Below are 25,277 nucleotides of genomic sequence, written 5' to 3' on the forward strand. Positions count from 1 at the left end.
CCTCCAATCAGGAAAGAGAGATGTTTCGGTTTAATAATGGCATCCCCACCAGGAATGATGGTTGAGGGACACCCATAAAAATTTTTTAAATAAAAGATTTTTATAGGAATCCTTGACGCCGAACTGCGCCTGAGCGCTACCAGGTTGCCATTTTGTAGTTTCTTGTTTTGTTGATTCTGAATCTTCCACAACACAATCGATTACATCTTGTTCTGGGAATCTTGCCTCGCCTCTCTTAAATTATTGGAGAGTCGAATGCTTTTTACACCCATTTACTATTTTGGCACTAACCTTAACGATCAACAGCGGGTGTGATGAAAGCACGACTTCGGCTTTCGCACAATTCCTCTGGTGATGATGTCACAAAGTTGTTCCAATTAAATTTGGTTTTGGGTATTGCTGCTGGCTAGACGTTGCGACAAGCTTTGGTACAGTGTTTCTGGCACTGATGCATGTAGCGATCGCCCTAGTCGATTTTTTTTTTGAGCCGCTTGTAAGCAACTCGTTTGCGGACAAATGTAGGCAGAACGCCCCATGCCCCGATCTAATTGTACCTTTCCCGATGGAAAGACGCGGACAATCCGCCAAAACTCATCTTTTGAGCCTACTTTCCGGCAACTAATACAGCGCCGATAATTTGGTTTCATCAGTTTTCTGCGATCTCAGTCCAGCATTCTGGGTGTAAAAATGAGTTTTTTATCACTATTTTTTACTTATACCAAGGTGTCTTTCAGGAAATAATCCTTAAGACTCGGACTACAATCAACATTATCAAAACTTTACAAGGTTAATCAATTATTCGTCATCGTTATTGTCAAAACTATCCTCCTCTTCTAATTCGTCCTGATTTTCATCTTCTAATTCTTCGTCTAATTCAAGATCATCTTCCTCTGTCTGATATTTTGCTCTGACGGCGGTAAATTTCTCATCTTCTCCGGCATAGTCGTATTTAGCTTTGTCTTTGATGTCTATTTTCCAACCAGTCAGGCGGGCTGCCAAACGGACGTTTTGTCCTTCTTTCCCAATAGCTAAACTTAATTGATCTTCAGCCACGAGTACGTGAGTTTGCCGGGATTCTGGGTCCATGAGGCGTACTTCATCCACCCGTGCTGGACTTAAAGCATTAGCGATGTATGTTGCTGGGTCTGGCGACCAGCGAATTACATCTATTTTTTCACCGCGTAATTCGTTGACTACCACTTGAATTCGCGATCCCCTGGCTCCGATACAAGCACCAACTGGATCGACATCGCGATCGAGGGTATCTACTGCTATTTTAGTCCGGGGACCGACATAACGGGAGGGGGGGTTTGCCTCCCTTGCTACGGCAACAATCCGTACCACTTCATCTTCGATTTCTGGGACTTCGTTGGCAAACAGGTAAACCACTAAACCTGCATCAGCACGAGACACCAGCAACTGTGGCCCTCGTTGTTGACCTTGGGAAACTTTTTTCAGATATACCTTGAAGGTGGCATTTGCCCGATAATTATCGTTAGGCAACTGTTCCCGCTTCGGTAATTCGGCTTCTACTTCTGGCTGACCAAAGCCACTGCTAACTGCCAAAACCACAGATTGCCGCTCAAACCGTAGGACTCTTGCTTGCAAAACAGTTCCTTCTAAATCTTGGAACTCTTCTTGCACCATCTGGCGCTGTTGATCCCGTAATTTTTGCGCCAATACTTGCTTGGTTTGCATTGCCGCCATCCGACCAAATTCTCCTTGATCGGGAGTCACATCTAGCACAACAGAGTCCCCTAACTGCGCTTCGGGAGCTACTTGTTGAACTTCGTCTAGAGAAATCTGATGGTCTGTGTTATTTACTTCTTCAACGATGGTTTTGGTGGAAAGAACGCGAAATCCCTCTCCGTCAATATCGAGTTCTACTTCAAAATTTTCAAAATAATCTTCGTCAAACTGTTTTCGCTCTAAATTTTGGGCGCGACGATAACGTTCGTAGCCTTTTAATAGTGCTTCTCTAATAGCTGATTGAACTGCAAGACGGGGTAAATTCCGCTCACGACTTATACTTTCAATTAATTCTTTTAATCCAGGTAAAGTAACCATTGACATAAGCAATCTCCTTTAAAAAGCAGGGAGTGGGGGCTGAAAACTACGCATTAAATAGAACCAGCGATTAGAGAATAGCTTTACACTAGCCCCTAATCTCTAGCCCTTAGTCCCGAAACTCTAGGCCCGAAACTCTAGCCTTGAGCGAATGGCACTCTAGCCTGTAATTCCTAAGCCCTAGCCCTTTGTTTATCGGCGCTCGTCTAGCTGCACCTTAGTAATTAGGGAGCGGGGAATTTCGACTACACGACCTTTTTGGTTTAAGTAAAGTGTTATCTCATCCCGGCGAATCAACTGACCAATCCACTCTTGTTGTCCGTCGTAGGGGGGCGTTGTGGAGATAATGACAGGGAATCCTTTAAAGGAAATAAACTCCCTGTCTGTTACCAGTTGCCGCGAAATACCAGGACTAGACACTTCCAAGACGTATGTATCTGGAACGATTTCCGCAGCATCTAAGGAGGCTTCTAAAGCACGGCTCATCCTCTCACAATCATTCAATCCGGTGTCTTGCTGAGGATTGCGAATGTCTACCCGCAATACTGGTGGACTTTGGTGAGTGTGAAAAACCACGCCAACCACTTCCAATCCCAGTTCTTCTGCTACTGGTGTCGCCAAATCAATAATTTGTGGAACTAAAGGATGAGCCATGAGAGAATTCAATAAAAAAAGTGGGCACTGACCCACTTCCTGCGATAGGTATATCTTCCAAGAAGTCTTGTGACGAATCAATGATGGTTCGCCCTCATTCGAGTTTAGCGCATTTAATGGATAGTCGAGTATGGGGCATTAGGCATTGGGCATAGAGAAGAGACAAGGGAGACAAGGAAGAGGGAGGAGACAAGGAAGAGACTTGTTCAATAATTTCCCCTTGTCCTCCTTGTCCCCCTTGTCCCCTAATCCTTTCCTGCTCCCCTGCCCCCTGCTCCCCATCTTCCTCATCTCCCCCATTTCCTACTCCCTACTCCCCACTCCCCACTCCCCACTCTCTCTACCCTTCGCGTATTTTTGGGAGAGTGGTGCTTTTCTCAACGACTGTTGGAACTGATGCTTGTGTGCGTAGCTGCCTGGTTTGCTCGATAATTTGGTCTATGTCTTCTTGGGATAAACGCTGGACGTAGTTGATTTTGATTTCCTCTAAGAAGTCAAAAACTAAACTCTGAATTTCGGAAAGTACGTGTTTTTCCTTCATTTCAGATCCCAAAGCTTCGCTAAACCTTTCTACGAGTTGACTGGTGAGTTTTGCGCCAACAGGGTCTTCAACAGCGCTAACTAAAGTTTTGTAAAGATTAGTTGTGATTTGCGTCGCCAGTTGTTCGCTTAACTGGGTTTGAGCTTTTCCCACGCCAGGCAAATTCTGGAGATTGCGGTAGACGGGGACTTGATGGAAGACGGTTTCGATGTTGTGACGCAAAATGGCAACGATCGCAGGTTGAATATCAGGTAAGACTTGGTAAACAATTGTTTTTACCAGAAGACCTGCGATCGCTTCAACTTCATTCACATTATTAATATCTATGTAGGGACGTAAATTTTCTTGTTGTGAGAGCCAATGCGTTAACTCACCCCGTTGAATTGAACCCTGAACCTGGTTAATTACTCTTACTACCACTACTTCTGTGAGTTCTTCAGCAAAATTGGCGACAACCCCCTGATGAATTTGCTTTCGCACTGGCTGGAGATCCAATAAATGCGCTTGATCGAGGCGGACTAATACAGGTAAGATTCGCAGCCAACGCCAAAATGGTAGGAGCAAAAATATGTCATACCAACGCCACAATAGTGCTTCAAACCAGCTTAAACCAAGATGTCGGCGTTTGATTAAGAAGGTACGCCCCAGCAATTCTACGCCAAATAAAATCACGAAGGGTAAGTCAATAATCCAAAAATTATCTACAAATTCACCACTTTCACCGATTTGGCGGTAGTAGTTAGTGGCAATCAAAGGGCGGATGCTCTCGTTAAAAAAATTAATTTCTTTAATCCAGCCATTTTGCAAGAGGTAAGGCTGACTCCAAAAAGTGGCAAAGGACTGTTTTGCAGATTCGTTACCGATGTGCGATCGCATCCGCTTTTTGATTTTTTCCAAAGTCCCACTTTTATTAACTCCAGCAAAGGGGTTACTGTCAATCATCTCGTTGCTAAGACGCTTTATTTGCTCTAGTCTGCTTTTTACCTCAGAAGACTCTAATCCTGTTTGGCTGACTTGTTCTTCTAATGCGTCTACTGTTTCTAGATAAATTTTTGTGTCTCGGTGGGGTTCAATACCTTTTATTGGGTCATAAATCTGAATAACTTGGGGAAGTTTCCGTAAGTAAAAATCTCGCCAAGGTACGTAACTTAAATTAAACAAAACTAAACCTAAATTTACAGTGGCAGTAATAGCCATAAATCTTTCAAACCAAAGATTCCTCTGCTTAGAAGATTTTATCTCTTTCTTTTTTTGTTGCATATTATACATTTTTGGGATATTTGGAATATCAGCTCTTCCATTTATTAATTTTCGTTTTTTTCCAACCAAATACAGCAATTTGCAGTTAAGTAGACCTCAGTATAAATGTATGTATATGTATTTATGTCAACTTAAGGTTAAAAAAATGCTTAGAGACAAAAGGCTTAAGTTGACACCGATCCACATAAATGCATCTATATGGAAATTGAGTGTTCAAAGCGTGTATTCGCTTCAAATGATAACCTCTGCATCTCTGCTAATATAAGATACGTCTTTTGATGGATGACATGAATTAGCTTATATACATCTCGTTAACTTTGGCAAAAATTATTCATAAATTATTCAAAAATCATTAAAAAATCGCGAAAAAAGTTATTAAACAAACTTAAAATGCAGCTGTTAACATTTATAATCCTGCTGATTTAATCCAAAGGAGTTTTAAATATGTGGTGTGGTTTTGGAAAATCAAGCGCGACTTTTGCTGTTACTTGCCTGATAAGCGCTAGTGTGGTAATTGCAGACACAGGTTTCGCAGCACCTCAACGTAGCTATACGCCCCAGCAATTCCGTTCTGTGTTGCGAGGTCTAGGCTATAACGTCAAGGTAACAAATGGTCCTTTGACAGATGAGGAAACCAAAAAGGCAATTCGTGAATTTCAGACAGGTTATAAGCTAAAACCAGTTGATGGGATAGCAGGGCCAAAAACCCAAGATTTTGCTGCTAACATTGTTCAAATTCTGCACACAAATTTGAATGCAGTAGTCAAGCCTAATCCTCCCCTACCGCGCGATCATTTTTACGGTTCCCGCACGGAAGAAGTGGTGAAGGAGTATCAAAAGAAATATCAGTTGCAAGAAACTGGAATTGCTAATTTAGCACTCCGCCAAAAGCTGAATGAAGAAGCAAAGACAGTCTTGAGTCAACCAACAACGAAACCAACGGCTAAACCAACAGCTAAACCAACGGCTAAACCAACGGCTACACCGACAGCTACGCCAACGGCTACACCGACAGCTACGCCAACAGCTACACCAACAGCTACACCGACAGCTACACCAACTGCTACACCGACAGCTACGCCAACGGCTACACCGACAGCTACGCCAACATCTACACCCTAGTCGCCACAAAAACCCCTACCCAAAGATCCTCAAGTCATCTGATTTGGTTCTTCTAAGGGTCTACCCTTGGGTATAGGTAGAATTGGACGGGGGTCATTGTAAGGCATAGGAATGTACTGCACGCTGGGTCGCCCTCCTTGCGCCTGTGGGTACAAGTCCATGAGATCATAAATAGAATGGGGCAGTCCGACAGTTACGGGCAGCCCCATTTCTGTTGCTTCTTCAATAGTTATGGGATAATCGTGGGTGACGCGCCCGGTTGTCAAGGCTTCGATAATCGATTCAATATTTTCTGGTAGAACTTTTTGTTTGGGTATACTGTCTTTAAGCAAAGTTCGTACAAACCTCTGTACCTGCCCAATTGCTTTGCGTGAGAGGTCGGCCATAATTAAAGTTTGATCGTCAATCTCACTGATGGGTTTATCTTCAATTACTTTTAGGATACTTGCTGCGGGGTAATTACCCAATTGGGGATCAACTGGCCCCAAAACAGCGTTAGCATCCATAATAATTTCATCAGAGGCCAGGGCAAGCATTGTACCGCCACTCATCGCGTAGTGCGGGACAAAGACTGTGACTTTTGCCTGATGGCGAATTAATGCTCTAGCAATTTGTTCTGTTGCCAAAACTAAACCACCAGGAGTGTGCAAAATTAAGTCAATTGGCACATCTGGGGGTGTGAGGCGAATAGCTCGTAATATTTGTTCTGAGTCTTCGATAGTAATGTAGCGAGATATGGGAATTCCCAGAAAGCTAATAGACTCTTGGCGGTGAATCAACAAAATCACCCGACTTTTGCGTTCTTGTTGGAATTCTTGTAAAGCACGCAAGCGGCGATATTCTATTTGACGTTTTTGCCAAAGGGGTTGCAAAGAAGTTAAAAGGAGAAAAATCCAGAATAAATCACCAATACCAAAGCCCATAAAAAATTAATTCTTGTTCAAAAATAACGATTGTCGTCATTATTGTGACAATTTTTGGGCGATCGCAGTTCTATCGTGGGCTAGAAGATGTAGAGGGGGATAAGGTAGATTTTGCTCTCTATTCCCCTACTTCTTCATCTCCCCCGTCGCCAAATCTTGATAGTATCGTCATCACTACCGCTCACTAGGGTTTGACCATCAGGACTGAAAGCGACACATCGAACATAGCTGGAATGTCCTGTAAGTGTGCTAATTTCTCTACCACTGTGTAAATGCCACAGTTTGATAGTGTTGTCCCAACTGGCACTAGCGAGAAATTGCCTATCCTGGCTAAAGGCAACTGACCAAACTGAATCAGAATGACCAATGAGAGTGCGAATTTCTTTGCCTGTGTTTACATGCCACAATTTAATTGTGTTGTCACCACTGCCACTAGCAATCATTTCTGCATCGTGGCTGAAGGCTATACAGTTGATGAAGAAGGAATGACCTGTAAGTGTGTAGATGTTTCTGCCCGTGTATACTTGCCACAGTTTGATAGTGTAGTCATTACTGCCACTAGCGACAAGCTGTCTATCCTGGCTGTTCGTCGTTGTCGCCGTTCTTGGAGAATAGGCAATTGATGAAACTGAGTCGGAATGGCCAGTGAGAGTTTGAATTTCTATACCAGTGTTTACTTGCCATAGTTTAATTGTGCAGTCAGCACTGCCACTAACAAGAAACTTGCCATCTGGACTGAAGGCAACAGAATTCACCCAGTTAGTATGACCAGTGAGAGTGCGAATTTCTTTTCCGGTGTTTATATCCCACAATTTGATCGTATTATCCCAACTACCGCTAGCCAACATTCCCCAGTTCAAATCTGCGCTTCCGGTAGATTTGCCTGACTCTCCTTGATAAGAAAGCTTTGCTGAGATTGGGCTAAAGGCGACGGAATTAACCATACTAGAATGACCAGAAGACCAACGACCCATTTGACGCACTAGTTTGCCAGTACCCAGTTGCCAAAGTTTAATAGTATGGTCATTACTGCCACTAGCAATGAATTGCCCATCTGGACTAATAGCGATCGCATGAACCATACTAGAATGACCTCTGAGGGTCTGTAAGCATTGCCAGTTTTGCTGGTCTAATACAACAGGTGGAGGTAATTTTACTCTGGGCGTTATCACTAAGGTGGATGTTGCTGGTGCTATCTTTTTCTCGTTTTCAGGGCCCAATAAATCCAACCACTCCTGCACAGATTGGGGACGATAGGTTGACTCCAAATCCATGCCGCACATAATAGCTTGATTTACCCTATTGCTGATGTTGGGATTAAAATATTGTGGTGGTTCTAAATTAATATTGTGCCGTCTATCATCTGCACTTGTCGGTATCACTGCGGTAAGCAAATTATACAGAGTAGCAGCTAAAGCATAGATATCAATGTACTCTCCTCGTGGCGCTTCTGATTCATACTGCTCAGGCGGGGCAAAACCAGGAGTACGATACACTGTATGTCTTTGAATTACATTAGGAATAAATTCTCTAGCGATGCCAAAGTCTATCAGCACTGCTTCTGATTTATCAATGCGGATCATAATGTTGCGTGGTTTGAGATCCCGATGCAGCAATCCTTTAGAATGGATTAGTGTCAAAGCGTCGCCAATTTGTCTGATGTAGAGCAGCGCTTCTGCTTCTGATAGCACTCCAACCCGTCTGAGATACTGTCCTAAGTCTTCGCCTTCGATGTATTCCATCACCATGCAGGGCAAATTTCCATCATCGAAGATGGTTTCTATTTCTACTATATGGGGATGGTGACACACAGCCAGCCTAACTGCTTCATCACGAAAGTCTTGCCGTAACTTGTTTCGGTGGAGTATCCAGGCGGGGTGGTTCAGGATTTCTTCTTTAAGGGTTTTAATCACTCGCAGTTGATTCCGTTGATTTCTGGCAAGATAAGTAATGCCAAGTCCGCCTTCACCTAGTTGGCTTTCGATAATGTAGCGTCCCCCGAATAAAGACTTTCCTGCATTCCACACCATTAGTAATATTTGACAATTGCTGGTATTTATTTTGGCACGGTATCAAAACAGCCAATCCGAATTTTTGGGAATTCCTTTTGAATTGCTGTTGTAGATTTTTGGACGTTACTTACTTAGAGAACATTTTCATTAACCTCGATAATTATTAATAGTATAAAGTTGTGTATACCCTAATAGCTTTAGCGAAACTTTGCCTTTAGATCAAAGTATGAGAGTTGATTGCTTATGTTAGAGTAAACGATGACTTTCGCTATATTTGTTCATAATAATTTGACTTGTAGGTAATCTGTAATTATGCTAAAAAATCTGAATCTGAAACAAAAGTTTACAATTTTGCTATTGGTAATTCTGACATTCGGTTTGAGCTTGAGTGGATTTGCTCTTTCTTCTTTGCTTAGGGAGAATGCTAAACAAGATATTAGCTCTACCGGTCTCATCCTCATCCAAACAATGAGTTCTGTCCGTAAATACACCAGTACCCAAGTGAATCCAGAGCTAGTTGATAAATTGGCTACTGAGTTTTTGCCGCAAACCGTACCTGGATACTCAGCACGGGAGGTATTTGAGATTTTACGGAAAACAACAGAATATCGTGATTTCTTTTATAAAGAAGCAACTCTCAATCCCACAAATCTGCGAGATAAGGCTGACGGTTTTGAGACAGAAATTGTCGAAAGGTTCAGAAATAAATCGGATCTTAAAGAAGTGAGTGGATTTCGCTCAATTCCTAGTGGGGATATTTTTTATATTGCTCGTCCCTTAAAAGTTTCTGAAGAAAGTTGTCTGAAGTGTCATAGCGTACCAGAGGCTGCTCCTCAAAGTATGATTACTCTTTATGGCACAGCTAATGGATTTGGGTGGAAGCTGAATGAGATTGTCGGCGCTCAAATTATATCAGTACCGGCAAAGAATGTAATCAGCAAAGCAAATCAGTCTTCCTTACTAATTATCTTAATTGTATCAACTATATTTATAGCGACTATCCTATTAGTTAACTTATTCTTGAATCGACAGGTTGTTGTTCCTCTCAAACGCATGACTCGCATAGCTGAAGAAGTTAGTACGGGACACATGGAAGTTGAATTCGAGCAGATGTCTAATGATGAAATCGGTAATTTAGCTAAAGCCTTTAAACGGATGCAGTTAAGTTTAGAAATGGCAATGAAAAGAATCAAACGCACTCAGGGGGGCACAGGGGATTAAAGTAATTAGTAATGACATTCTCTACAAAATGCTGCGCGTACCTTGCTTCCCTGTAAGAGTACGCGCTACGCTGACATAATTGATTCTTATAGAAATAGTTGAGGAATTCTAACTTATTTCTAAATTGATATAGGACTCATATTTGATTTTTGAAAAAATTTAGTATAGCTCAAAGAGGCTTTTTGCCTATTGCCTATTGCCTTTCTACCAAAATAATTATGGCTACGCCACGCTGCGCCAACAGAAATCAAATCGGATTGCTAGAGTAGTCTAGATATCTATGAAAATAAGCTTTTTTTGAATTCAAAAGCTGCTTGAAAGTTAGGAATTTGGTTGGCTATAAGTTCAACAAATTGGTCAGGTGAAATGTAAGGATTCTCATCTAATATTTCTTCTATAATCAGATTTGCCATTGGCCCGATGTGGTAGGCTAATTCTTGTTGGCAATGTTTAATAAATCCTGGTTGAAGTGAAGGTTGTTGTTGTTCAATTCGCCCAGTTTGTGCATTAGCAGGTAAACTAGGTGGACTAAAAATTGTTTCTCCAGGTTGGTTGTATGACTGCGATATTGCTGACATAGCCTGAAATTCAGGATTAAATACCGTAGCAGGCAAATCATCAAGTATGGCTGGAGGAGACATTGCTACTTCTGGTTCTCCAATCCGCTCTAAATCTTTGATAACTTCCCTGGCTGTCTGGTATCGCTTGTTGGGTCTATCTGCCAACATGCAATCAAGTACTTGAGCGAACTCATCACTAACGTAAGTATAATAACGCCAGTTCCATTCCAGTGAGTACTGATCCATTAGTAAAGATGGATCTCTACCTGTGAGTAGTACAATAGCTGTTACCCCCAAGGCGTATAGGTCGCTAGAAGCGGAGCATAAACCTAGGCTAATCTGTTCGCGGGGTGCATATCCCACTTTGCCTACAAGGGACATTTTGCCAACAAATGTTACTTGGTGATTAGAATTTCTCCCCTCGTTCATGTCAGCAATTTGCTTCCCTACACCGAAATCAATCAGTACTGGCAGATGCTTGCCATCAGGTAACATGATGTTGTCAGGAGAAATATCTCGATGGATGATGTTGTGCTGGTGAACATATTCCAAAACAGGTAGTAGATTCTTTAGCCACTGGATAACCTCGTCTTCAGAAAAGTTTCTTCCTTGACGTTGAAGTTCTCCCAGCAGCCTAGAATATGTTTTGCCGTCAACATACTCTTGTACTAGGAATAACCGACCATCTCCTTCAAAGCAAGCTAAAAACTTGGGAATTTGAGGGTGTTGTAATTGATGAAGGATTTTTGCCTCTCTTTTAAATAAGTTGCGATATTGTTCCAGTCCACTTTCCCCTGTGCCAATGGGTGCAAACTCCTTGAGTACACAAGCTTCATTAAACCGCCGAGTGTCAAATGCCAAGTAAGTTCGCCCCAATCCTCCCTGTCCCAGAAGTTTTTGGATAATATAGCGGTTATCAATTAGAGTTCCAGCAGCTATTTCTGGTCTTGTGGTATGGGACTGTGACATCTCATCGCACTCCTCGCGATTTTATTGTTGATAAATTATCTAGTTTACTGAAAGTCAGAAACTCTAGCAGATAAGGGCTGATAACATCCTTCAAATTGAGGTTAGCACCACTATCAACACAAGGAAATACACTTTTCTACAATCTTTTAATGGTCTTGTGTAATCAAATAGACAATTTTGACATTGTGACTTAATTATACTACTTATACTTACGTATTTTAGCAGATGGGATATAACCAGTGTCTGCGGTAATATCTGCGGATGTTCAGATTATCACCTTTTGGAGTTGTAGCTGAACCACATCTCATCCCTAGCAACTCAATTAGGACTGAGTTTTGGAACAGTAAGGATATAGCGTGACATCATGGTTTTTGAGAAAAAACTAAAGTTGCTATAGACTTCTCCAAAGAAAATATTATATGTATTTCAAGTGCTGAATATGCGATCACTCTCAAAAATTAATCTTTATGGGAGCCAGTATTGTTATTTGATAGCTACTTCGGCATCGACTATCAAAGTTTCCAGTATAGGTGATTCCTCAAAAGCAGAAAATTATCCCCCGTATCAAAAAAGACTCTTGAAGCTACAATAATTCATCTAGTTCATCAGCATTCAGGCCTAGTTGACGCAAACGTTCTGCTAATTGTTCCACTTTTCGTTTACTTTGAGCAGCTTCTTGTTTAGCTTCTATAGCTTGTTGTTCTGCAATGATAGCTCGTTGAGTTGCAGCAGAGGCTTCCTCTGTGGGTGCGGGAATTAATTCTCCTGCCAAGGTGAACCACCTCAACCACAACCTTTCAATGTCTCGAAATGAACCCTGCCATAAGCCTAAACTTAAATCTATTTCTGGCATTAGTAAGCGCCCTTCGGTTAAATTCATCGGTTCATAGTGACCGCCGACTAACTGAAATGCCTGGAGTTTATTTGTGTAGCGACTAAAAACAATATAGTAGGGAATCCGCAAAATTCGTTCATAAACTTCCCATTTGCTAGGAGGTTTATCTGCTGCACTTTCTATTCTTCTGCCTAAATCTTCGTCTTCCGTACCTGGAGATAATAACTCAACAACCACGAAGGGATTTGCTGGCTCTTGCCAAGTTACATAACTTAACCTGAAGTCTTGCCCTTTGTATAATTTTCCTACTCCTACTACACCAAACCAATCTGGGCGTTTATACCACAAAGGATGCTGCAAATCATAGTAGAGATTAAGGTCAGCAGCACTGTAAACTAGTTCGGGATTCCAGTTAATGGGCTGAAAAGTTAAGTATAAAAGTAAAGGTTGTAAAAAGTGAAAATCGTCTGGCAAGCCTGGTTCCTCTGGGTTGTCACTTGGTAAATCATACATCGTTGGTAGCGTTTCCCAAGGAGGAAGCGGCGGATCAGATTGAGGAATATAGTTAAAATAGGTAGTCATATTTTTGATTATTTAATATTCTTTTGTTTTAATGATTGGTAATATTTCCATCCTTCGTCTTTAGAGAGGCGTTCATTATCTTCCGATTCTTCCATTAGCTGTATCAAGCCGTAGTTTTACAATATTTCTTCAATTTTTTCAAAGTCAGCGATGGAAATTTGTACAGCGATAAGTTGCTGATTTTCATCTATGACGTAATTTTTGGTTATTTATAGCATTTTTATGACATCTGATTGTTTGCAAGTCCTAAGATTAAATTGTGTTGTAGATAGCATCGTCTTCGCTGTAGCCTTTTAATAATTGTTCGGCTGCAAGACGATGCAAAGCTGCTTCTTCTGTGGGTTCAGTAACAAGAATAATTACTTTTACTTGCTGTTTATTTACTAACTGTTGCAAAATCGCATCTGGTAATTCTATTTTGCCTTCGGTAGTGACATTCGCTGGAAATTCGTATGCTTTCATGTTGTTTTTAATGTTTGTCAGTTTTACTTACTATTTTGACGCTGTTATTCCACAACTAGCTGCGTCGCCAAATTTTGATATTTCCGCTGACATCACCAGCAGCCAGCCAACTTCCATCGGGGCTAAAGGCGACGGAATGAGCTGGGTCGAAAAGACTGAGGGTGCAAATTTCTCTTCCTGTTGCGACTTCCCACAGTTTGATAGTCTTGTCCCAAGTATGACTAGCCAATATTTGCCCATCACTACTGATGGCGACATATTTAACCTCGTTGGAATGACCACTAAGGGTGCGAATTTCTCTGCCTGTTGTCACTGACCACACTTTGATAGTGTCGTCTAAACTACTACTAGCCAATATTTGCCCATCACACTTCTGGCTCAATCCCCGCCGCCCGCAATTGTGCTGCTAGTCGTTCAGCACGTTGGCGTTCCTGTTCGGCGCGTTGGCGTTCTTGTTCGGCACGTTGACGTTCCTGTTCAGCTAATTCTCCACCCCAAGGCAAAAGGTTTCCTTGTTCATCCCACCACCGTAACCACTTTCCTGTGCGGTTTTCACGAGTACCTTGCCACACCCCAAGGTAAAGATTCATTTCTGCTATCCAGTAGCGTTGATTTTCATCAGGCTCTTGCAAAATGTACTGTTCTGTGTTGTGTAAGCGATACATTTCGATACTGCCGCTATCTGGCTCAAAGATGATGTAGTTTGGCACTTTTAAGATGCGCTCGTAGAAAAACCATTTTCCTGGGGGATATGTCGCTTTGATAGAATATTCTGTTTCCTGTGTATCGGAAATAAATTCCATTACAATTACGGGAATATCTCCCTGTAATTCAGGTGTGTAACTGCGTGTTACTTCTTCTCTACTAACATTAATTTTGGCAATGAAAGCCCAATCAGGCGCTTTAATGACTATTTTGTTGTTTAGAGTGGCACAAATGCCATAATTAGTTGTTGTTAGGGTGTTAACTGAAATTTTTCCGGCTAATTGTAGGCTTTCCGTGAGTGCAGCAGCTAAGGCTGGTTGGTTGATGTTGTCCACTGGATCATCTGGGAGTTTGTAATCATCGGGTAGTTTTTCCCAAGTGATTTGGTAGTCTTGGGTGAGGGTTGTCATGATGGCTTTTCCTTTGGTCTGTAAAAGGGATTGGGTACTGGATTTTCACTTGTAAAAATATGGAATTTACTTTGACCCTTCCCAAATTTTGAAACAATTTCCCAGTACGCAGTAGCTACTCATCTTCATCGGGTTCTAAATCGTCGGCTGTCAATTCTTGATGCGGGATGGCAGCGATAATCGCATCTATTACTTTAGAGACGGGTAATATTTCAATATTTAAGTCGGGGAATTTTGTTCCTTTTGGCACGATCGCTCTTTTAAATCCCAACTTAGCAGCTTCTTTTAACCGCAGTTCCATTTGGGAAACCGATCGCACTTGTCCACCTAGCCCAACTTCACCGATTAATACTGTACCTGGATCGACGATGCGATCGCGGAAACTGGCAACAATTGCGATCGCAATTCCTAAATCTACCGCCGGTTCTTCCACATTCAACCCACCGGCAGAAGCAACGTAGGAATCTAACTTCGACATGGGAATTCCCACCCGTTTTTCTAAGACGGCGAGAATCTGCACTAGACGGTTGTAGTCTACACCAGTTCCAGCACGCCGGGGGGAAGGGTAGCTGGTGGGACTGACAAGGGCTTGCAATTCAACAACAATGGGGCGAGTACCTTCGCAAGCCACGACAATGGCAGTACCTGGCGCTGGATCGTCACGATTACCTAAAAATAACTCTGAGGGATTGGAGACTTCTCGCAATCCATCTGTCACCATTTCAAAAATGCCGATTTCGTGAGTTGCGCCGAAGCGGTTTTTGACTGTGCGTAATAATCGATGGGAGGCAAAGCGATCGCCTTCAAAGTACAACACTGTATCTACTAAATGTTCTAAAACTTTTGGCCCAGCGATCGCTCCTTCTTTGGTGACATGTCCCACAATCAGCATGGTGACATCTTCATGTTTCGCCACCTTCATCAGTGCTGCTGTACACTCCCGGACCTGAGCTACTGAACCGGGTGCAGAAGTCAGCGCTGGAAAAAACACCGTTTGGATACTGTCAATCACCGCCACGTTTGGTTTGAGAGAATCTATTTCCCGTAAAATTTCTTCTAAATCTGTTTCTGGCAGTACATATAAATCTGCACCTATACTGTCAGGGTCTATGGGTAATGTAGGATCTACTACTGTTACCTTCTCCTCATTAACCACACTTAGGGGTTTTGATACTCCTAAACGAGAAGCTCGTAATTTTACCTGCTGCCCTGATTCTTCACCAGTTACGTAAAGGATGCGATATTTCTGTGCTAGTTGATTTGATACTTGCAACAATAAAGTCGATTTACCAATACCCGGATCGCCACCAATCAGCACCATAGAGCCAGGGACAACCCCACCTCCAAGCACTCGATCTAATTCTCCATAACCAGACTCCCAGCGAGCGATTTGGCGATCGGTAATTTGATCGAATGTTAAAGAGGCTCGCGCTTTAGCTGGTTTATTGTGGGATTTGCCATTACCTTGAGCTGATTGCCAACTACTCACTCCCCCTCGGCTGGGTACATCTACTGAGGATTGAATAGAAATTTGTTCTTCTAGAGAGTTGTAAGTACCGCAAGCTGGACACTTACCAAACCACTGGGGCGATTCTGCTCCACATTCATTACAAGTAAAAAAGGTTTTTGGCTTTGCCATTCTTAAAATCTTATTAAATAATCTTAATATTTACTTAATTCTTGAAAAAAACTAAAAACCAATAATAGTAGTATTTAGAGCTTTTTCCAAATCAATTCATGGAATGATATCTTAATATTATGGTATTAAAAATTAATCATGTAAATTTTTAGTCAAGGAGCCTAGAGAAACTTGGAAAGCCATAAAGAAAAAATCTTGGTGGTAGACGACGAAGCCAGCATTCGCCGGATTTTGGAAACACGCCTTTCCATGATTGGCTACGATGTAGTGACGGCTGGCGACGGGGAAGAAGCTTTGGAAACTTTTCGCAAAACTGAGCCTGACCTGGTAGTTTTAGATGTAATGATGCCAAAGCTAGATGGCTATGGTGTATGTCAAGAATTACGAAAAGAATCAGATGTCCCTATTATTATGCTAACAGCCTTGGGTGATGTCGCCGATCGCATCACCGGATTAGAATTGGGTGCTGATGACTATGTAGTTAAACCATTTTCCCCCAAGGAGTTAGAAGCCCGGATTCGCTCCGTGCTACGGCGGGTAGATAAAAACGGTGCTTCTGGCATTCCCAGTTCTGGGGTAATCCATGTCGCTAATATTAAAATCGATACGAATAAGCGACAAGTCTACAAAGGCGATGAGCGCATTCGATTGACAGGTATGGAGTTCAGCTTGTTAGAGTTGTTAGTCAGTCGCTCTGGAGAAGCTTTTTCTCGTTCGGAAATTTTGCAGGAAGTTTGGGGTTATACACCAGAACGTCATGTAGATACCCGCGTAGTAGATGTGCATATATCACGTTTGCGGGCAAAATTAGAAGACGATCCTAGCAACCCAGAATTGATTCTCACTGCACGGGGTACTGGTTATCTTTTCCAGCGGATTATTGAACCAGGAGAGGAGTGAGGAGATGAGGCAGGGGAGCAGGGGGAAGGGGAGCAGGGGGAGAAGAACTATTAATTATTGTCCAATGCCCAATTCCCAATTCTCAATTCTCAATTCCAATGAATAAACCTGATCCTAATCGAGTTTTGCGGCGTCTACCCATTGTTGTGGGTGGGCTAGGCGCTGTACTTTTATTGATTAACCGTTTATTGACACCGGAATTAACCCAGTCTCAATCGCGTGGTGATGTGGTGGGCGTGATTTTGAGTGCGGTGTTAATTTTGACGGGTTTAATTTGGCAGCAAGTTCAGCCGCGATCGCCTGATATTGTAGAACTAATTGGAGAAGAAGGTTTTGTACTGGCAGCAGATTTACCCGAAACCGTGAAAACAGAGCTAGCCTGGGCATCTCATTTATTGTTGACTAATACAGTAACGCGATCGCTTGTGGTTTATTACCAAGGTAAGGTTTTGTTACGTCGTGGTATTTTGGGTACTAAATCTGAAGTTGTACCAGGAGTAATCTTAAAACAGGTACTCGAAAAACAAAAGCCGATTTATCTAGTTGCTCTAAAAATATATCCAGGTAGGCTTGAATTTGATTATTTACCAGAGAATACTCAAGGTGTAATTTGTCAACCTATTGGCAACCAAGGTGCGTTAATTTTGGGAGCGAATGCTCCTCGCAGTTATACCAAACAAGATGAAAATTGGATTGCCGGAATTGCTGATAAATTAGCCGTTACTCTTAGTACTTAGATTATTCCCTAGTTTAAAAGTCAGCTAATTTTGGATTTTAGATTTTAGATTGATATCAAATTTGGTTAATCACTTATCATTAAAATCTCCCCGTGTCTCCACGTCCTCGCGTCAGCTTAAATGATAAGTGCTTTAAGCATGTAGATATTAACCCAAGCTATTGAGCGCCACAAGTGCATTTTCGATAAAAAAATTTCATCTAAAAGAGGCTCTCTACGAGACGCTGCACGTAGCTTACTTCCCCGTAGGGGTACATGGGCTAACGCTACGCTATCAGGCAATCTAAAATCTAAAATCTAAAATTCGTTCACCAAGAAGTCAAAAAATTCCACCCTTCCTTTTCTTCTGGTGTCTTTTCTTCTTTTGCTTCTAGTTCTTCTGGTGTATTTAAATTTGTCTGTTGAATTAAATTATCATAAGCTCCAGAATCAACCCATCTTAATAATTCGCCAGCCCGCATAACTACCCAAGAAAGCCCAGACTCTGTATAGCTTAATATTTTAGTGACTTTATCGACACTATCAAAGTTATTAGATGCAAACTCACGGGCTTGGACAAGAAAATCTTCCATTACAGCAGTAGTCAAGTACTCATCTGGCAAACCTGCGAGTTTAATCAGTGTAGTAGTTGCTACATCAATATCTTGACAAGCAAGCAAAGCTGCTCGATCGGCAGTGAACCTAGCCATCATCCGCCAATTATACAAACCCAATTCCATACCACCAGCTATCAAACCACCCACACCCAGCGTTGTACTGCTTAACAAATTTTTCAAAGTTGGCATCACAATTGCCATTTGGTGATAAACCATGTGCTGACTCTTGATGCGAGCAATTTCGTGTCCGAAAACGTAAAGTAACTCATCCGGGCCAAGCCACTCCATTCCATCTAAATTGATACCAACAAGGGGTTTTTCCACCCCAACAATATAGGTTTCAATGTGTCCTGTGCCTTGAAACAGATACAGTTCAGGAAGGGGAGCAACATCAAGAATTTCACAAGTTTCTACAAATGCTTGATGTAATTGGGGAAAATTACGGGGCGAAATTCTGATTTCACTACCTAGGCTTTGCAGTCTGAGTAAGCGATCGATGCCGTATTCGTTAACTTTCTTGAGTAGTAAGGAAACACCAGGCATATTTTGCAAAGAAGCCAAGGCTTTGCGATCAAAAGGATGTTCGTAGGCTTCTGAACTCAGTCCAGTTAATATTTTTCTCGTCATAAGTTTTGAGCTTTATTTTTGAGTATTTGGGAAGTTCAGTTAGTCAGTACGAACGGCTAGTGCTTTCAGTGCGCCTGTGGCTAGGGGTATATTCCTACAACCCACAATTATTAAGACAAGCCTTGAGCGATCGCAGAGAGATTTTAGCAGATTGAACTAGAAAATCATATTTGCTGTCGGTGAAATCTCAGCATTTATCAGCATTTTGCCCAGATACAATATAAAGTAGGGCCGCTCGGAAATTTAGAAATTTATCTATGCAAATTATTTATTGGCTATTAATTGCCGTAATGGTTGTGGGTATCATCGGTGCTGTAGTTCCAGCCATACCCGGTAGCAGCTTAATTTTAATTGCAATTATCGTTTGGGGAATTGTTAGTAGTTCCTTCGCGGCTATCAAAATTCCTTTAATTGTGACAATTATTGTTTTACTGCTCAGTGTCGGAGTGGATTTTTTAGCTAGCTATGTGGGAGCAAGACAAGCTGGAGCTAGCAAATGGGGGCAAATCGGCGCAATTGTCGGTTTGGTGGTGGGATTTTTGGGATTATTGCCAACATTGCCTTTTGGGGGGCCACTGTTAGGAATTTTACTAGGCCCGCTTTTGGGAGCAATTATTGGTGAGTACATTTACCGACGTGAATTTGGATTGGCGGTTAAAGCAGGTATAGGAATCGTAGTCGGCTCTTTGGTGGGAAATTTAATTCAAGGGTTGTTAGCGATCGCAGCAGTTGTAGTTTTCGTTGTAACAACTTGGCCACAGGTATTTGGTTCTTAGCATTTCAACATTTGAGAATAGCAGTAATAGCTACTAGTCAGGCTAATTATTACAGACATTCAACTAGCTGACTAAAATTTTCTAGCTTACACCAAAAGAGCGGTTTCTCCCATTTCATCTATGGATTAGGAGGAACCGCTATTTAGTGTATTGCGCGTTGGATAAATCTCCTTTGTTTCAACATTTCTCGGATAAACATTCTTTATCCCTCTTATAGTCTGGATAAAAGGTAAATTGACACCCTTAAAAAAATTTGGGAAATCTCCAATGGCTGAATAAAAAATATTGCTTACTCTATTTACCTCAAAAATAGTTGAGTAATATACAACAATAAAAAGCACAAAATCTGTTCAGTATACGTAAGTTAAATAGCTCGGCTTCAACCCGATTAAATGATAAAGATACAAAGGATAGATATACCAGAAATAAAAATTTTATGAAGACTACTCAGCAATTGAAGATGTAATGAAGACCACTAAGTAAATCTTGCATACTCAGAATCTATGTGATTTTATGGAAATAAGAAATGCGTCACACAAGTGTCGCTTTCACTGACAGTATTTTAAATAAATTACTGATAGTACCAGTAAAACAATCAATTGTTTCCATCAAATTTATTATTAGGATTCTCAAACAAGCATGATTAGTTTAAAATCTAAATTACTAAACGCTACTCTGGTTGCTACTGCTGCACTTCCTTTAGCTGTTGCTGGGTTATTTACCTCTGCTGGTTCTGCTCAAGCTGCTGCACTGAAAGGTGAGTTCAGTTTTAACGGTGGTCTAACTCAGAATCCATTTGCTAGCAGTTTAGTAACATTGAAAAAAGATTCACTAACCTTTACTCCAGATAGCGTTATCGCAGATGCTAATGGAGTAAAGAGTACCCCAGTTGCTATTGCTGCTCAGACAGGAAGTTTCTTAGGTTTCAATTCCGCAAGTATACGTGATATCATTTCTTTCACAGGTAATACTGTGCAAAACCCATTTCTAGACCTTGGTAATCTTACCCTTCCTGGTATAGTTCTGAATGGGGAAAGTACAGCTTCTCTAGCTGATGGTAGTAATATTTTTACCTTGACATCTTCTGGCTATAAAATAACCCAGACTGGTGCAAATATTACTATAGCAGTTGATCTGTTTGGATACTTTACCAGCGCTACTGGTGAGATAACTAAAGGAGCAGGAAGCTTATCTTTCCAAAGAAATGATACTACTGTTGCTCAGGCAAATGCAATTCTCAATACTACTGGCGGTTCATTGGCTAATTTGACTTTTTCTGGTTCTACCTTCACCACTTCCGTTCCTGAACCTGCTGCATTACTAGGCTTGGGTACAGTAGGTGCTGTAATGGTGATGTCTCGCCGCCGCAAAAGTGTTGTTTAGTATGAACAAGTGATTTTTAGGAACTGAAAGTCACTCTCATTTATTATCTATTCGATCTGGCTGGAATGAAAATTTTACCAACCAGATCGAATTTTTTCTACTTTCAGACTGATTGCAAAGAATTTTTGGCTTCAGTTGCGATCGCTTCGACTTCATCATTAGCCAGTGTTTCTAATATAGATTTGGCTTCTGCACCACCTAGAAGAGTCAGCGCTTGTACAACTCTGTAACGCATTTGCCAGTCTGGATTGGTAGCATAAGGAGCTAAGAGGGGAACTGCTTCTAGATTTCCCAATTCACCGAAAGAACTAATAGCAGCAGTTTGCACTAATTCGGTTTCTGATGAGAGTGCCTCTTTGAGCAATTCAAAGGCTCGTGGATCGCCCAATGCTCCTAATGTAGCGATGATACTAAATTGTATTAACCATTCATCAGTCTTGTAGTAAACCTCCTTTAAGTCTTCAAAAGCGTCATGTAGTTGGAGTGCGCCTATACAGTCTGCTGCTGCTGCTTGTACATCTACTTCAGAGTCATGAAGCAAGCGATCGCGCAAGATATCCAAAGATAATTGTAAATCTTGTGTTCCTAGTGTATCCATTTGACTCACTGCTGAGTAACGGACACGGGAATTGCGATCGCTAATGGCAGTTTGAATCAATTCAAAGCCAACCGTAGGTTCCAGTTGGCGGATTTGATTTACTGCACGTAAGCGATCGCCTAAATCTTCAGAACTTAGCAATTGCTTAACAGACTCCGAAGTAATACTCATTTAGTTATCCTTGATTTTCAAAAGTGTAAAAAATACTTAACAGTTAACAGTTATCAGGCTGTTAACTGTTAACTGATTATTCTTGACTTGCTGCCATTGCCCGAATAATATCACCACGAGTGAGGATACCAATTACTTGATCTGTACCATCAAGTACTGGTAAGCGGTGAACGCTGCGATCGTGCATGATTGTAGCGGCTTCTTTTAAAGTTTTATCAGGGGAAATTGCGATCGGGTTTTTACTCATCACCTCCCCAACGGTTTGCCCTAATGCTTTATGTAAGTCACGTTCATAAGTAGCAGGATTTTTTAAATAGATAACGCTATCAAGAAACATAATGTACGCAGGTGGAGTAACACCAGTTTCTTGCCACATCAAATCGGTTTCTGAGATAATGCCCACCAATTTCCCGACATCATCCACAACAGGTAGTCCACTGATGTGGCGTTCTGCGAGAATTTGGATAGCTTCCTTCAGTGGAGTTTCCGCACGAACGACAATAGGATCGCGGCTCATCACATCGGCAACAGTTTTAGGCATTTATTTGTTGATACCTTTTATCAAAGTCTCTGCGCCTATTGTAGAAAATTGCGGGACTCAACCTGATGCAATTAATAGATTGTTACGGTATTGGGCATTGGGCATTGGGAATTGGGAATTGTACTGAGTGTTCACCTAGTGTCTTATGGAGAAGCCGTAAAGCCTGCGGCATAGCTACGCTTAGGGTGCAGCCTCTTTTAGAGAAGCATTGGGCATTAAGTATTAAAAAACTCTTCCCCATTCCCCATTCCCCATTCTCAATTCCCTTTTAAAGCAGCAATAATTTGAGTATTTGCTTTCGGAAAAGTAAACTGATCCAGTTCTTCCAAAGTTACCCAACGAATTTCATCCGATTCTAAAGGTTGAGGAACACCTGTAACATGGCAGCAGTGATGCACTGTGAGGCTAACGCGCAAATTTGTATAGGTGTGGTCAATAGTAATCAGATGCTCTCCCACTTCAATTACTATTCCTAGTTCTTCGGAAATTTCCCGTTGAATACACTCTTGAATAGTTTCACCAGGCTCGATTTTACCACCAGGGAATTCCCACAAACCGCCCATTGCTCCTTCTGGACGACGGCGATCGATTAAAATTTGCTTTTGGTCATTCCAAATTACTGCAACACCAATGATTTTGTGGGGTGGGAAAGAACTGGTTTCACTCATAATTGATTTACAAGAGGGGGAGATGATTAACAACAAAACTCGGCAGACTAGTTTTAACTCTGCCGAGTTTTGATTTTTTAAATTTCAACCTTAATACGTCACTGTTTTGGATATTTTAAAAAATCTAGCTGATAATTATTGGGAATTGGGGGCAAGGATTTCGCAGAGGCTTATTTTAATTCCTATAGCCGTGACTGTGGCTAGCAATCAGCCCAACAACAATATAGAATTTGCTAACTTTTATATTTCTAGTCAACTTCGGTGTTGTTGGTTTCAGTCCCTTGTAAGGCGAGTTCAAAATTCATTCTCTGTTCAGCGTTACGCAAGAAATAACCACTAATCATAGCAGAAGCCAAAAGCCGACCTAGACTTTCCCGACTAGTGCTGACGGTGATGCCAAAATGTTCTGAAGGTAGATTACCCAATAGTCCTGTAATATTCCGTTCCATCACCTGAAAAACTTCGGCAGATGTAGGTTTAGATAGCTGGGTAACTGTCTCTGGACTCAAGGATTTAACATACTGCCATAGTAAATCGTTGGTTTCTGATTCGCTATTGAAAAATTCTGAGACACGATTGGATGGGTTACTCATTTCTTAGCTCCTTAACTACCACTACTGGCTACGGTGCTTGTGATTTTAATACTAAATGCCTGTTTTGGATTTGACTTAGCTAGCTGTTTTGTCTTCCTGTCAACTAATGTAACAGCCTCGCTTTCTGATGGAAGTAGGTGTAACCGTACTAAAGTGAGCGTATTTTCGTCACCCTAACAAATAAAGTTAAGGAGTGAGAAGTTCATTAAAAACTCCTCACTCCTAATTCTTGTACAGACGCGATTAATCGCGTCTCTGCTTTTAACTTGCCAAATATTCACCCATGTTGGCTTTAGACTTGCGAAGTTTGGTTAAAGCTTCCCGCTCAATTTGCCGGACTCTTTCTCGGCTGATGTTCAGTATTTCACCGATTTTAGCCAGAGTCAGCGCTTGCCCATCAGTTAAACCAAAGCGCAGTGTAATTACTTCTCTCTGTTGCGGCGTGAGATCGCCCATGAGACGATCTAAGTCATAAGAAAGAGAAGATTGCATGACAAACTCTTCTGGAGATGCTCCTGGATCTTCGAGCATTTCTCCTAGTTCGGTGTCGTAGTTATCACCCAACCGCAAATCCAAGGAAAGGGGCAAACGCGCCTTTTCTAGATACTCTCGTACTTGTTTGGGGGTCAATTCTAATTCTTGAGCTAGCTCACCAGCTGTAGGAGCGCGTCCCAACTTTTGAGACAATTGGCGCTGTGCCTTTTTAATCTTATTTAATTTTTCAGTAATATGGATAGGCAGCCGAATAGTGCGAGCTTTTTCGGCTATAGCACGAGTGATAGCTTGCCGAATCCACCAATAGGCATAAGTAGAAAATCTGTAACCTTTGGTAGGGTCAAATTTTTCTACGCCACGTTGCATACCAATACTACCTTCTTGGATCAAGTCCAGTAAATCAACGTTGCGCTTGATGTACTTTTTAGCAACGGAGACTACCAGCCGCAAATTGGCTTCAACCATTTTACGCTTGGCAATTTCACCATCAGCGATCGCTTCGTTCAATTCTACTGGTTCTAACTTTGTCGCTTTGGCCCACTCTTCTAAGGTCGGTTGACGACCTAACTGGGTGGCAAGAGATTCTCTTGATTCGTGCAATGTACAAGAACGTTGCACCTGTTTACCATAAAAAATCTCTTCCTCGTGTGTTAAGAGTGGCACACGGCCAATCTCACGCAGGTAAGTCCGCACGAGGTCTGTGGCTGTCTGAGCGGTCTTCATGGCGCTACTCTTTGGTAATGATGGGTTTGGCGGTAGGGTCATTAAAGGATAGATGCTTTGTTTAGGGTGCTACCCAGTCAGACTGGGAACCCATGTATGGTTTGCAACTTACGCGCCCGATAAATTCGGCTGCTCATAATAAACAAATTTAGGCTTCTTAACTGCTAAAAGTTACAGTTATTTCCTACTTTTCACAAGTATCTACAGTTAGATAAAAGCTAGCTTCTTAAACATTTTTTTATTGGAACCTTATTAATAATTGTAACATTTATGAGAAGTTTTGGCTATATAGCGACATGAAATTTCCTGGTTGTTCCAGTTCAGACAATATCGCCCTCTCTCTAAAGGCTGACTATAAGTCAATTTCAGAAATTATTTAGTGAACATAAGCTTCCTCATATTTGCTAAGATATCTCTGATGAGAACTGTAGTCATTCTCTTATAACAATTACTTAATTTTCTTGGAAATTGGGAATTGGGCATGGGGTATAGGGTATAGGGAATTATT

At 41.6% G+C, this 25,277-nt stretch carries 25 protein-coding genes and 1 pseudogene; 7 read left to right on the forward strand and 19 right to left on the reverse strand.

The features are described 5' to 3' along the window. Positions 1 to 377: 377 nt before the first annotated feature. The 4 genes from NPUN_RS29240 to NPUN_RS29255 all read right to left on the reverse strand — a co-directional run bounded on the left by NPUN_RS29240 (position 378) and on the right by NPUN_RS29255 (position 4,459). Positions 378 to 647, reverse strand: coding sequence for a YlxR family protein (locus tag NPUN_RS29240; protein WP_012412015.1), 270 nt, complete (start codon positions 645 to 647; stop codon positions 378 to 380). A gap of 148 nt (positions 648 to 795) precedes the next feature. Then, complete coding sequence (gene nusA / locus NPUN_RS29245; protein ID WP_012412016.1) at positions 796 to 2,073, reverse strand: transcription termination factor NusA; 1,278 nt, start codon at positions 2,071 to 2,073, stop codon at positions 796 to 798. A 186-nt stretch (positions 2,074 to 2,259) separates the two neighbouring features. Further along, positions 2,260 to 2,721 (reverse strand): ribosome maturation factor RimP, encoded by a 462-nt coding sequence (gene rimP / locus NPUN_RS29250; protein ID WP_012412017.1) that lies wholly within the window; start codon positions 2,719 to 2,721, stop codon positions 2,260 to 2,262. A gap of 340 nt (positions 2,722 to 3,061) precedes the next feature. Beyond that, positions 3,062 to 4,459: a hypothetical protein gene (locus NPUN_RS29255; protein ID WP_041565704.1), complete on the reverse strand. Its 1,398-nt coding sequence runs from the start codon at positions 4,457 to 4,459 to the stop codon at positions 3,062 to 3,064. Positions 4,460 to 4,966: 507 nt separating this feature from the next. Here NPUN_RS29255 and NPUN_RS29260 point away from each other — a divergent pair. Further along, positions 4,967 to 5,644 (forward strand): peptidoglycan-binding domain-containing protein, encoded by a 678-nt coding sequence (locus NPUN_RS29260; protein WP_012412019.1) that lies wholly within the window; start codon positions 4,967 to 4,969, stop codon positions 5,642 to 5,644. Positions 5,645 to 5,673: 29 nt separating this feature from the next. Here NPUN_RS29260 and NPUN_RS29265 read toward each other — a convergent pair whose 3' ends face one another. Then, a complete protein-coding gene (locus tag NPUN_RS29265; RefSeq protein ID WP_012412020.1) occupies positions 5,674 to 6,567 on the reverse strand; it encodes an SDH family Clp fold serine proteinase in 894 nt (297 codons plus the stop codon). A 134-nt stretch (positions 6,568 to 6,701) separates the two neighbouring features. Continuing rightward, complete coding sequence (locus NPUN_RS29270) at positions 6,702 to 8,597, reverse strand: serine/threonine-protein kinase (protein ID WP_012412021.1); 1,896 nt, start codon at positions 8,595 to 8,597, stop codon at positions 6,702 to 6,704. Positions 8,598 to 8,891: 294 nt separating this feature from the next. Here NPUN_RS29270 and NPUN_RS29275 point away from each other — a divergent pair, with 294 nt between their 5' ends. Continuing rightward, a complete protein-coding gene (locus NPUN_RS29275; RefSeq protein ID WP_012412022.1) occupies positions 8,892 to 9,800 on the forward strand; it encodes a c-type heme family protein in 909 nt (302 codons plus the stop codon). Between the two features lie 278 nt (positions 9,801 to 10,078). Here the strand turns inward: NPUN_RS29275 and NPUN_RS29280 are convergent, their stop codons facing one another. From NPUN_RS29280 to radA, 7 genes and pseudogenes are all read right to left on the reverse strand, one after another. After that, positions 10,079 to 11,329: a serine/threonine-protein kinase gene (locus tag NPUN_RS29280; RefSeq protein WP_012412023.1), complete on the reverse strand. Its 1,251-nt coding sequence runs from the start codon at positions 11,327 to 11,329 to the stop codon at positions 10,079 to 10,081. A 583-nt stretch (positions 11,330 to 11,912) separates the two neighbouring features. Next, on the reverse strand, positions 11,913 to 12,746 hold the full coding sequence (locus NPUN_RS29285; RefSeq protein WP_012412024.1) for a Uma2 family endonuclease: 834 nt from the start codon (positions 12,744 to 12,746) through the stop codon (positions 11,913 to 11,915). A gap of 8 nt (positions 12,747 to 12,754) precedes the next feature. Further along, positions 12,755 to 12,955: pseudogene (locus NPUN_RS45020) on the reverse strand (hypothetical protein). 43 nt (positions 12,956 to 12,998) lie between these two features. Continuing rightward, positions 12,999 to 13,208, reverse strand: a complete 210-nt coding sequence (locus NPUN_RS29290) for a hypothetical protein (RefSeq protein ID WP_012412025.1) — start codon at positions 13,206 to 13,208, stop codon at positions 12,999 to 13,001. A gap of 55 nt (positions 13,209 to 13,263) precedes the next feature. After that, the gene (locus NPUN_RS29295; protein WP_041565705.1) at positions 13,264 to 13,590 is read right to left on the reverse strand and encodes a WD40 repeat domain-containing protein; all 327 of its coding nucleotides are present in this window, start codon (positions 13,588 to 13,590) and stop codon (positions 13,264 to 13,266) included. Next, positions 13,574 to 14,323, reverse strand: a complete 750-nt coding sequence (locus NPUN_RS29300) for a Uma2 family endonuclease (RefSeq protein ID WP_012412027.1) — start codon at positions 14,321 to 14,323, stop codon at positions 13,574 to 13,576. Before NPUN_RS29300 ends, NPUN_RS29295 begins: the two co-directional genes overlap by 17 nt. A 115-nt stretch (positions 14,324 to 14,438) precedes the next feature. Continuing rightward, a complete protein-coding gene (gene radA / locus NPUN_RS29305) occupies positions 14,439 to 15,962 on the reverse strand; it encodes a DNA repair protein RadA (protein WP_012412028.1) in 1,524 nt (507 codons plus the stop codon). A gap of 171 nt (positions 15,963 to 16,133) precedes the next feature. Here radA and rpaB point away from each other — a divergent pair, with 171 nt between their 5' ends. Then, a complete protein-coding gene (gene rpaB, locus NPUN_RS29310) occupies positions 16,134 to 16,862 on the forward strand; it encodes a response regulator transcription factor RpaB (protein WP_012412029.1) in 729 nt (242 codons plus the stop codon). A gap of 98 nt (positions 16,863 to 16,960) precedes the next feature. After that, positions 16,961 to 17,599, forward strand: a complete 639-nt coding sequence (locus NPUN_RS29315; RefSeq protein ID WP_012412030.1) for a cofactor assembly of complex C subunit B — start codon at positions 16,961 to 16,963, stop codon at positions 17,597 to 17,599. 307 nt (positions 17,600 to 17,906) lie between these two features. Here NPUN_RS29315 and NPUN_RS29320 read toward each other — a convergent pair whose 3' ends face one another. Then, the gene (locus NPUN_RS29320) at positions 17,907 to 18,821 is read right to left on the reverse strand and encodes a M48 family metallopeptidase (protein ID WP_012412031.1); all 915 of its coding nucleotides are present in this window, start codon (positions 18,819 to 18,821) and stop codon (positions 17,907 to 17,909) included. Between the two features lie 5 nt (positions 18,822 to 18,826). On the opposite strand from NPUN_RS29320, the gene NPUN_RS42205 reads away from it, so the two are divergent. The 3 genes from NPUN_RS42205 to NPUN_RS29330 all read left to right on the forward strand — a co-directional run bounded on the left by NPUN_RS42205 (position 18,827) and on the right by NPUN_RS29330 (position 20,980). After that, positions 18,827 to 18,976, forward strand: a complete 150-nt coding sequence (locus NPUN_RS42205) for a hypothetical protein (RefSeq protein WP_167315675.1) — start codon at positions 18,827 to 18,829, stop codon at positions 18,974 to 18,976. A gap of 102 nt (positions 18,977 to 19,078) precedes the next feature. Then, entirely contained in the window at positions 19,079 to 19,597 is a 519-nt protein-coding gene (locus tag NPUN_RS29325; protein WP_012412032.1) for a DUF456 domain-containing protein, read from the forward strand. 639 nt (positions 19,598 to 20,236) lie between these two features. After that, on the forward strand, positions 20,237 to 20,980 hold the full coding sequence (locus NPUN_RS29330) for a PEP-CTERM sorting domain-containing protein (RefSeq protein ID WP_012412033.1): 744 nt from the start codon (positions 20,237 to 20,239) through the stop codon (positions 20,978 to 20,980). A 103-nt stretch (positions 20,981 to 21,083) separates the two neighbouring features. On the opposite strand, the gene nblB is transcribed toward NPUN_RS29330, so the two are convergent. The 5 genes from nblB to NPUN_RS29355 all read right to left on the reverse strand — a co-directional run bounded on the left by nblB (position 21,084) and on the right by NPUN_RS29355 (position 24,769). Beyond that, the gene (gene nblB / locus NPUN_RS29335) at positions 21,084 to 21,749 is read right to left on the reverse strand and encodes a phycobilisome degradation protein NblB (protein WP_012412034.1); all 666 of its coding nucleotides are present in this window, start codon (positions 21,747 to 21,749) and stop codon (positions 21,084 to 21,086) included. Between the two features lie 76 nt (positions 21,750 to 21,825). After that, positions 21,826 to 22,290: a CBS domain-containing protein gene (locus NPUN_RS29340; RefSeq protein ID WP_012412035.1), complete on the reverse strand. Its 465-nt coding sequence runs from the start codon at positions 22,288 to 22,290 to the stop codon at positions 21,826 to 21,828. Positions 22,291 to 22,547: 257 nt separating this feature from the next. Next, positions 22,548 to 22,958, reverse strand: a complete 411-nt coding sequence (gene mutT, locus NPUN_RS29345; RefSeq protein WP_012412036.1) for an 8-oxo-dGTP diphosphatase MutT — start codon at positions 22,956 to 22,958, stop codon at positions 22,548 to 22,550. 248 nt (positions 22,959 to 23,206) lie between these two features. Next, positions 23,207 to 23,551 (reverse strand): DUF760 domain-containing protein, encoded by a 345-nt coding sequence (locus tag NPUN_RS29350; protein WP_012412037.1) that lies wholly within the window; start codon positions 23,549 to 23,551, stop codon positions 23,207 to 23,209. Between the two features lie 261 nt (positions 23,552 to 23,812). Next, positions 23,813 to 24,769 (reverse strand): RNA polymerase sigma factor, RpoD/SigA family, encoded by a 957-nt coding sequence (locus NPUN_RS29355; protein WP_041565706.1) that lies wholly within the window; start codon positions 24,767 to 24,769, stop codon positions 23,813 to 23,815. Positions 24,770 to 25,277: the final 508 nt, after the last annotated feature.

It is taken from the genome of Nostoc punctiforme PCC 73102 (assembly GCF_000020025.1).
GTDB classification, from domain to species: Bacteria; Cyanobacteriota; Cyanobacteriia; order Cyanobacteriales; family Nostocaceae; genus Nostoc; species Nostoc punctiforme.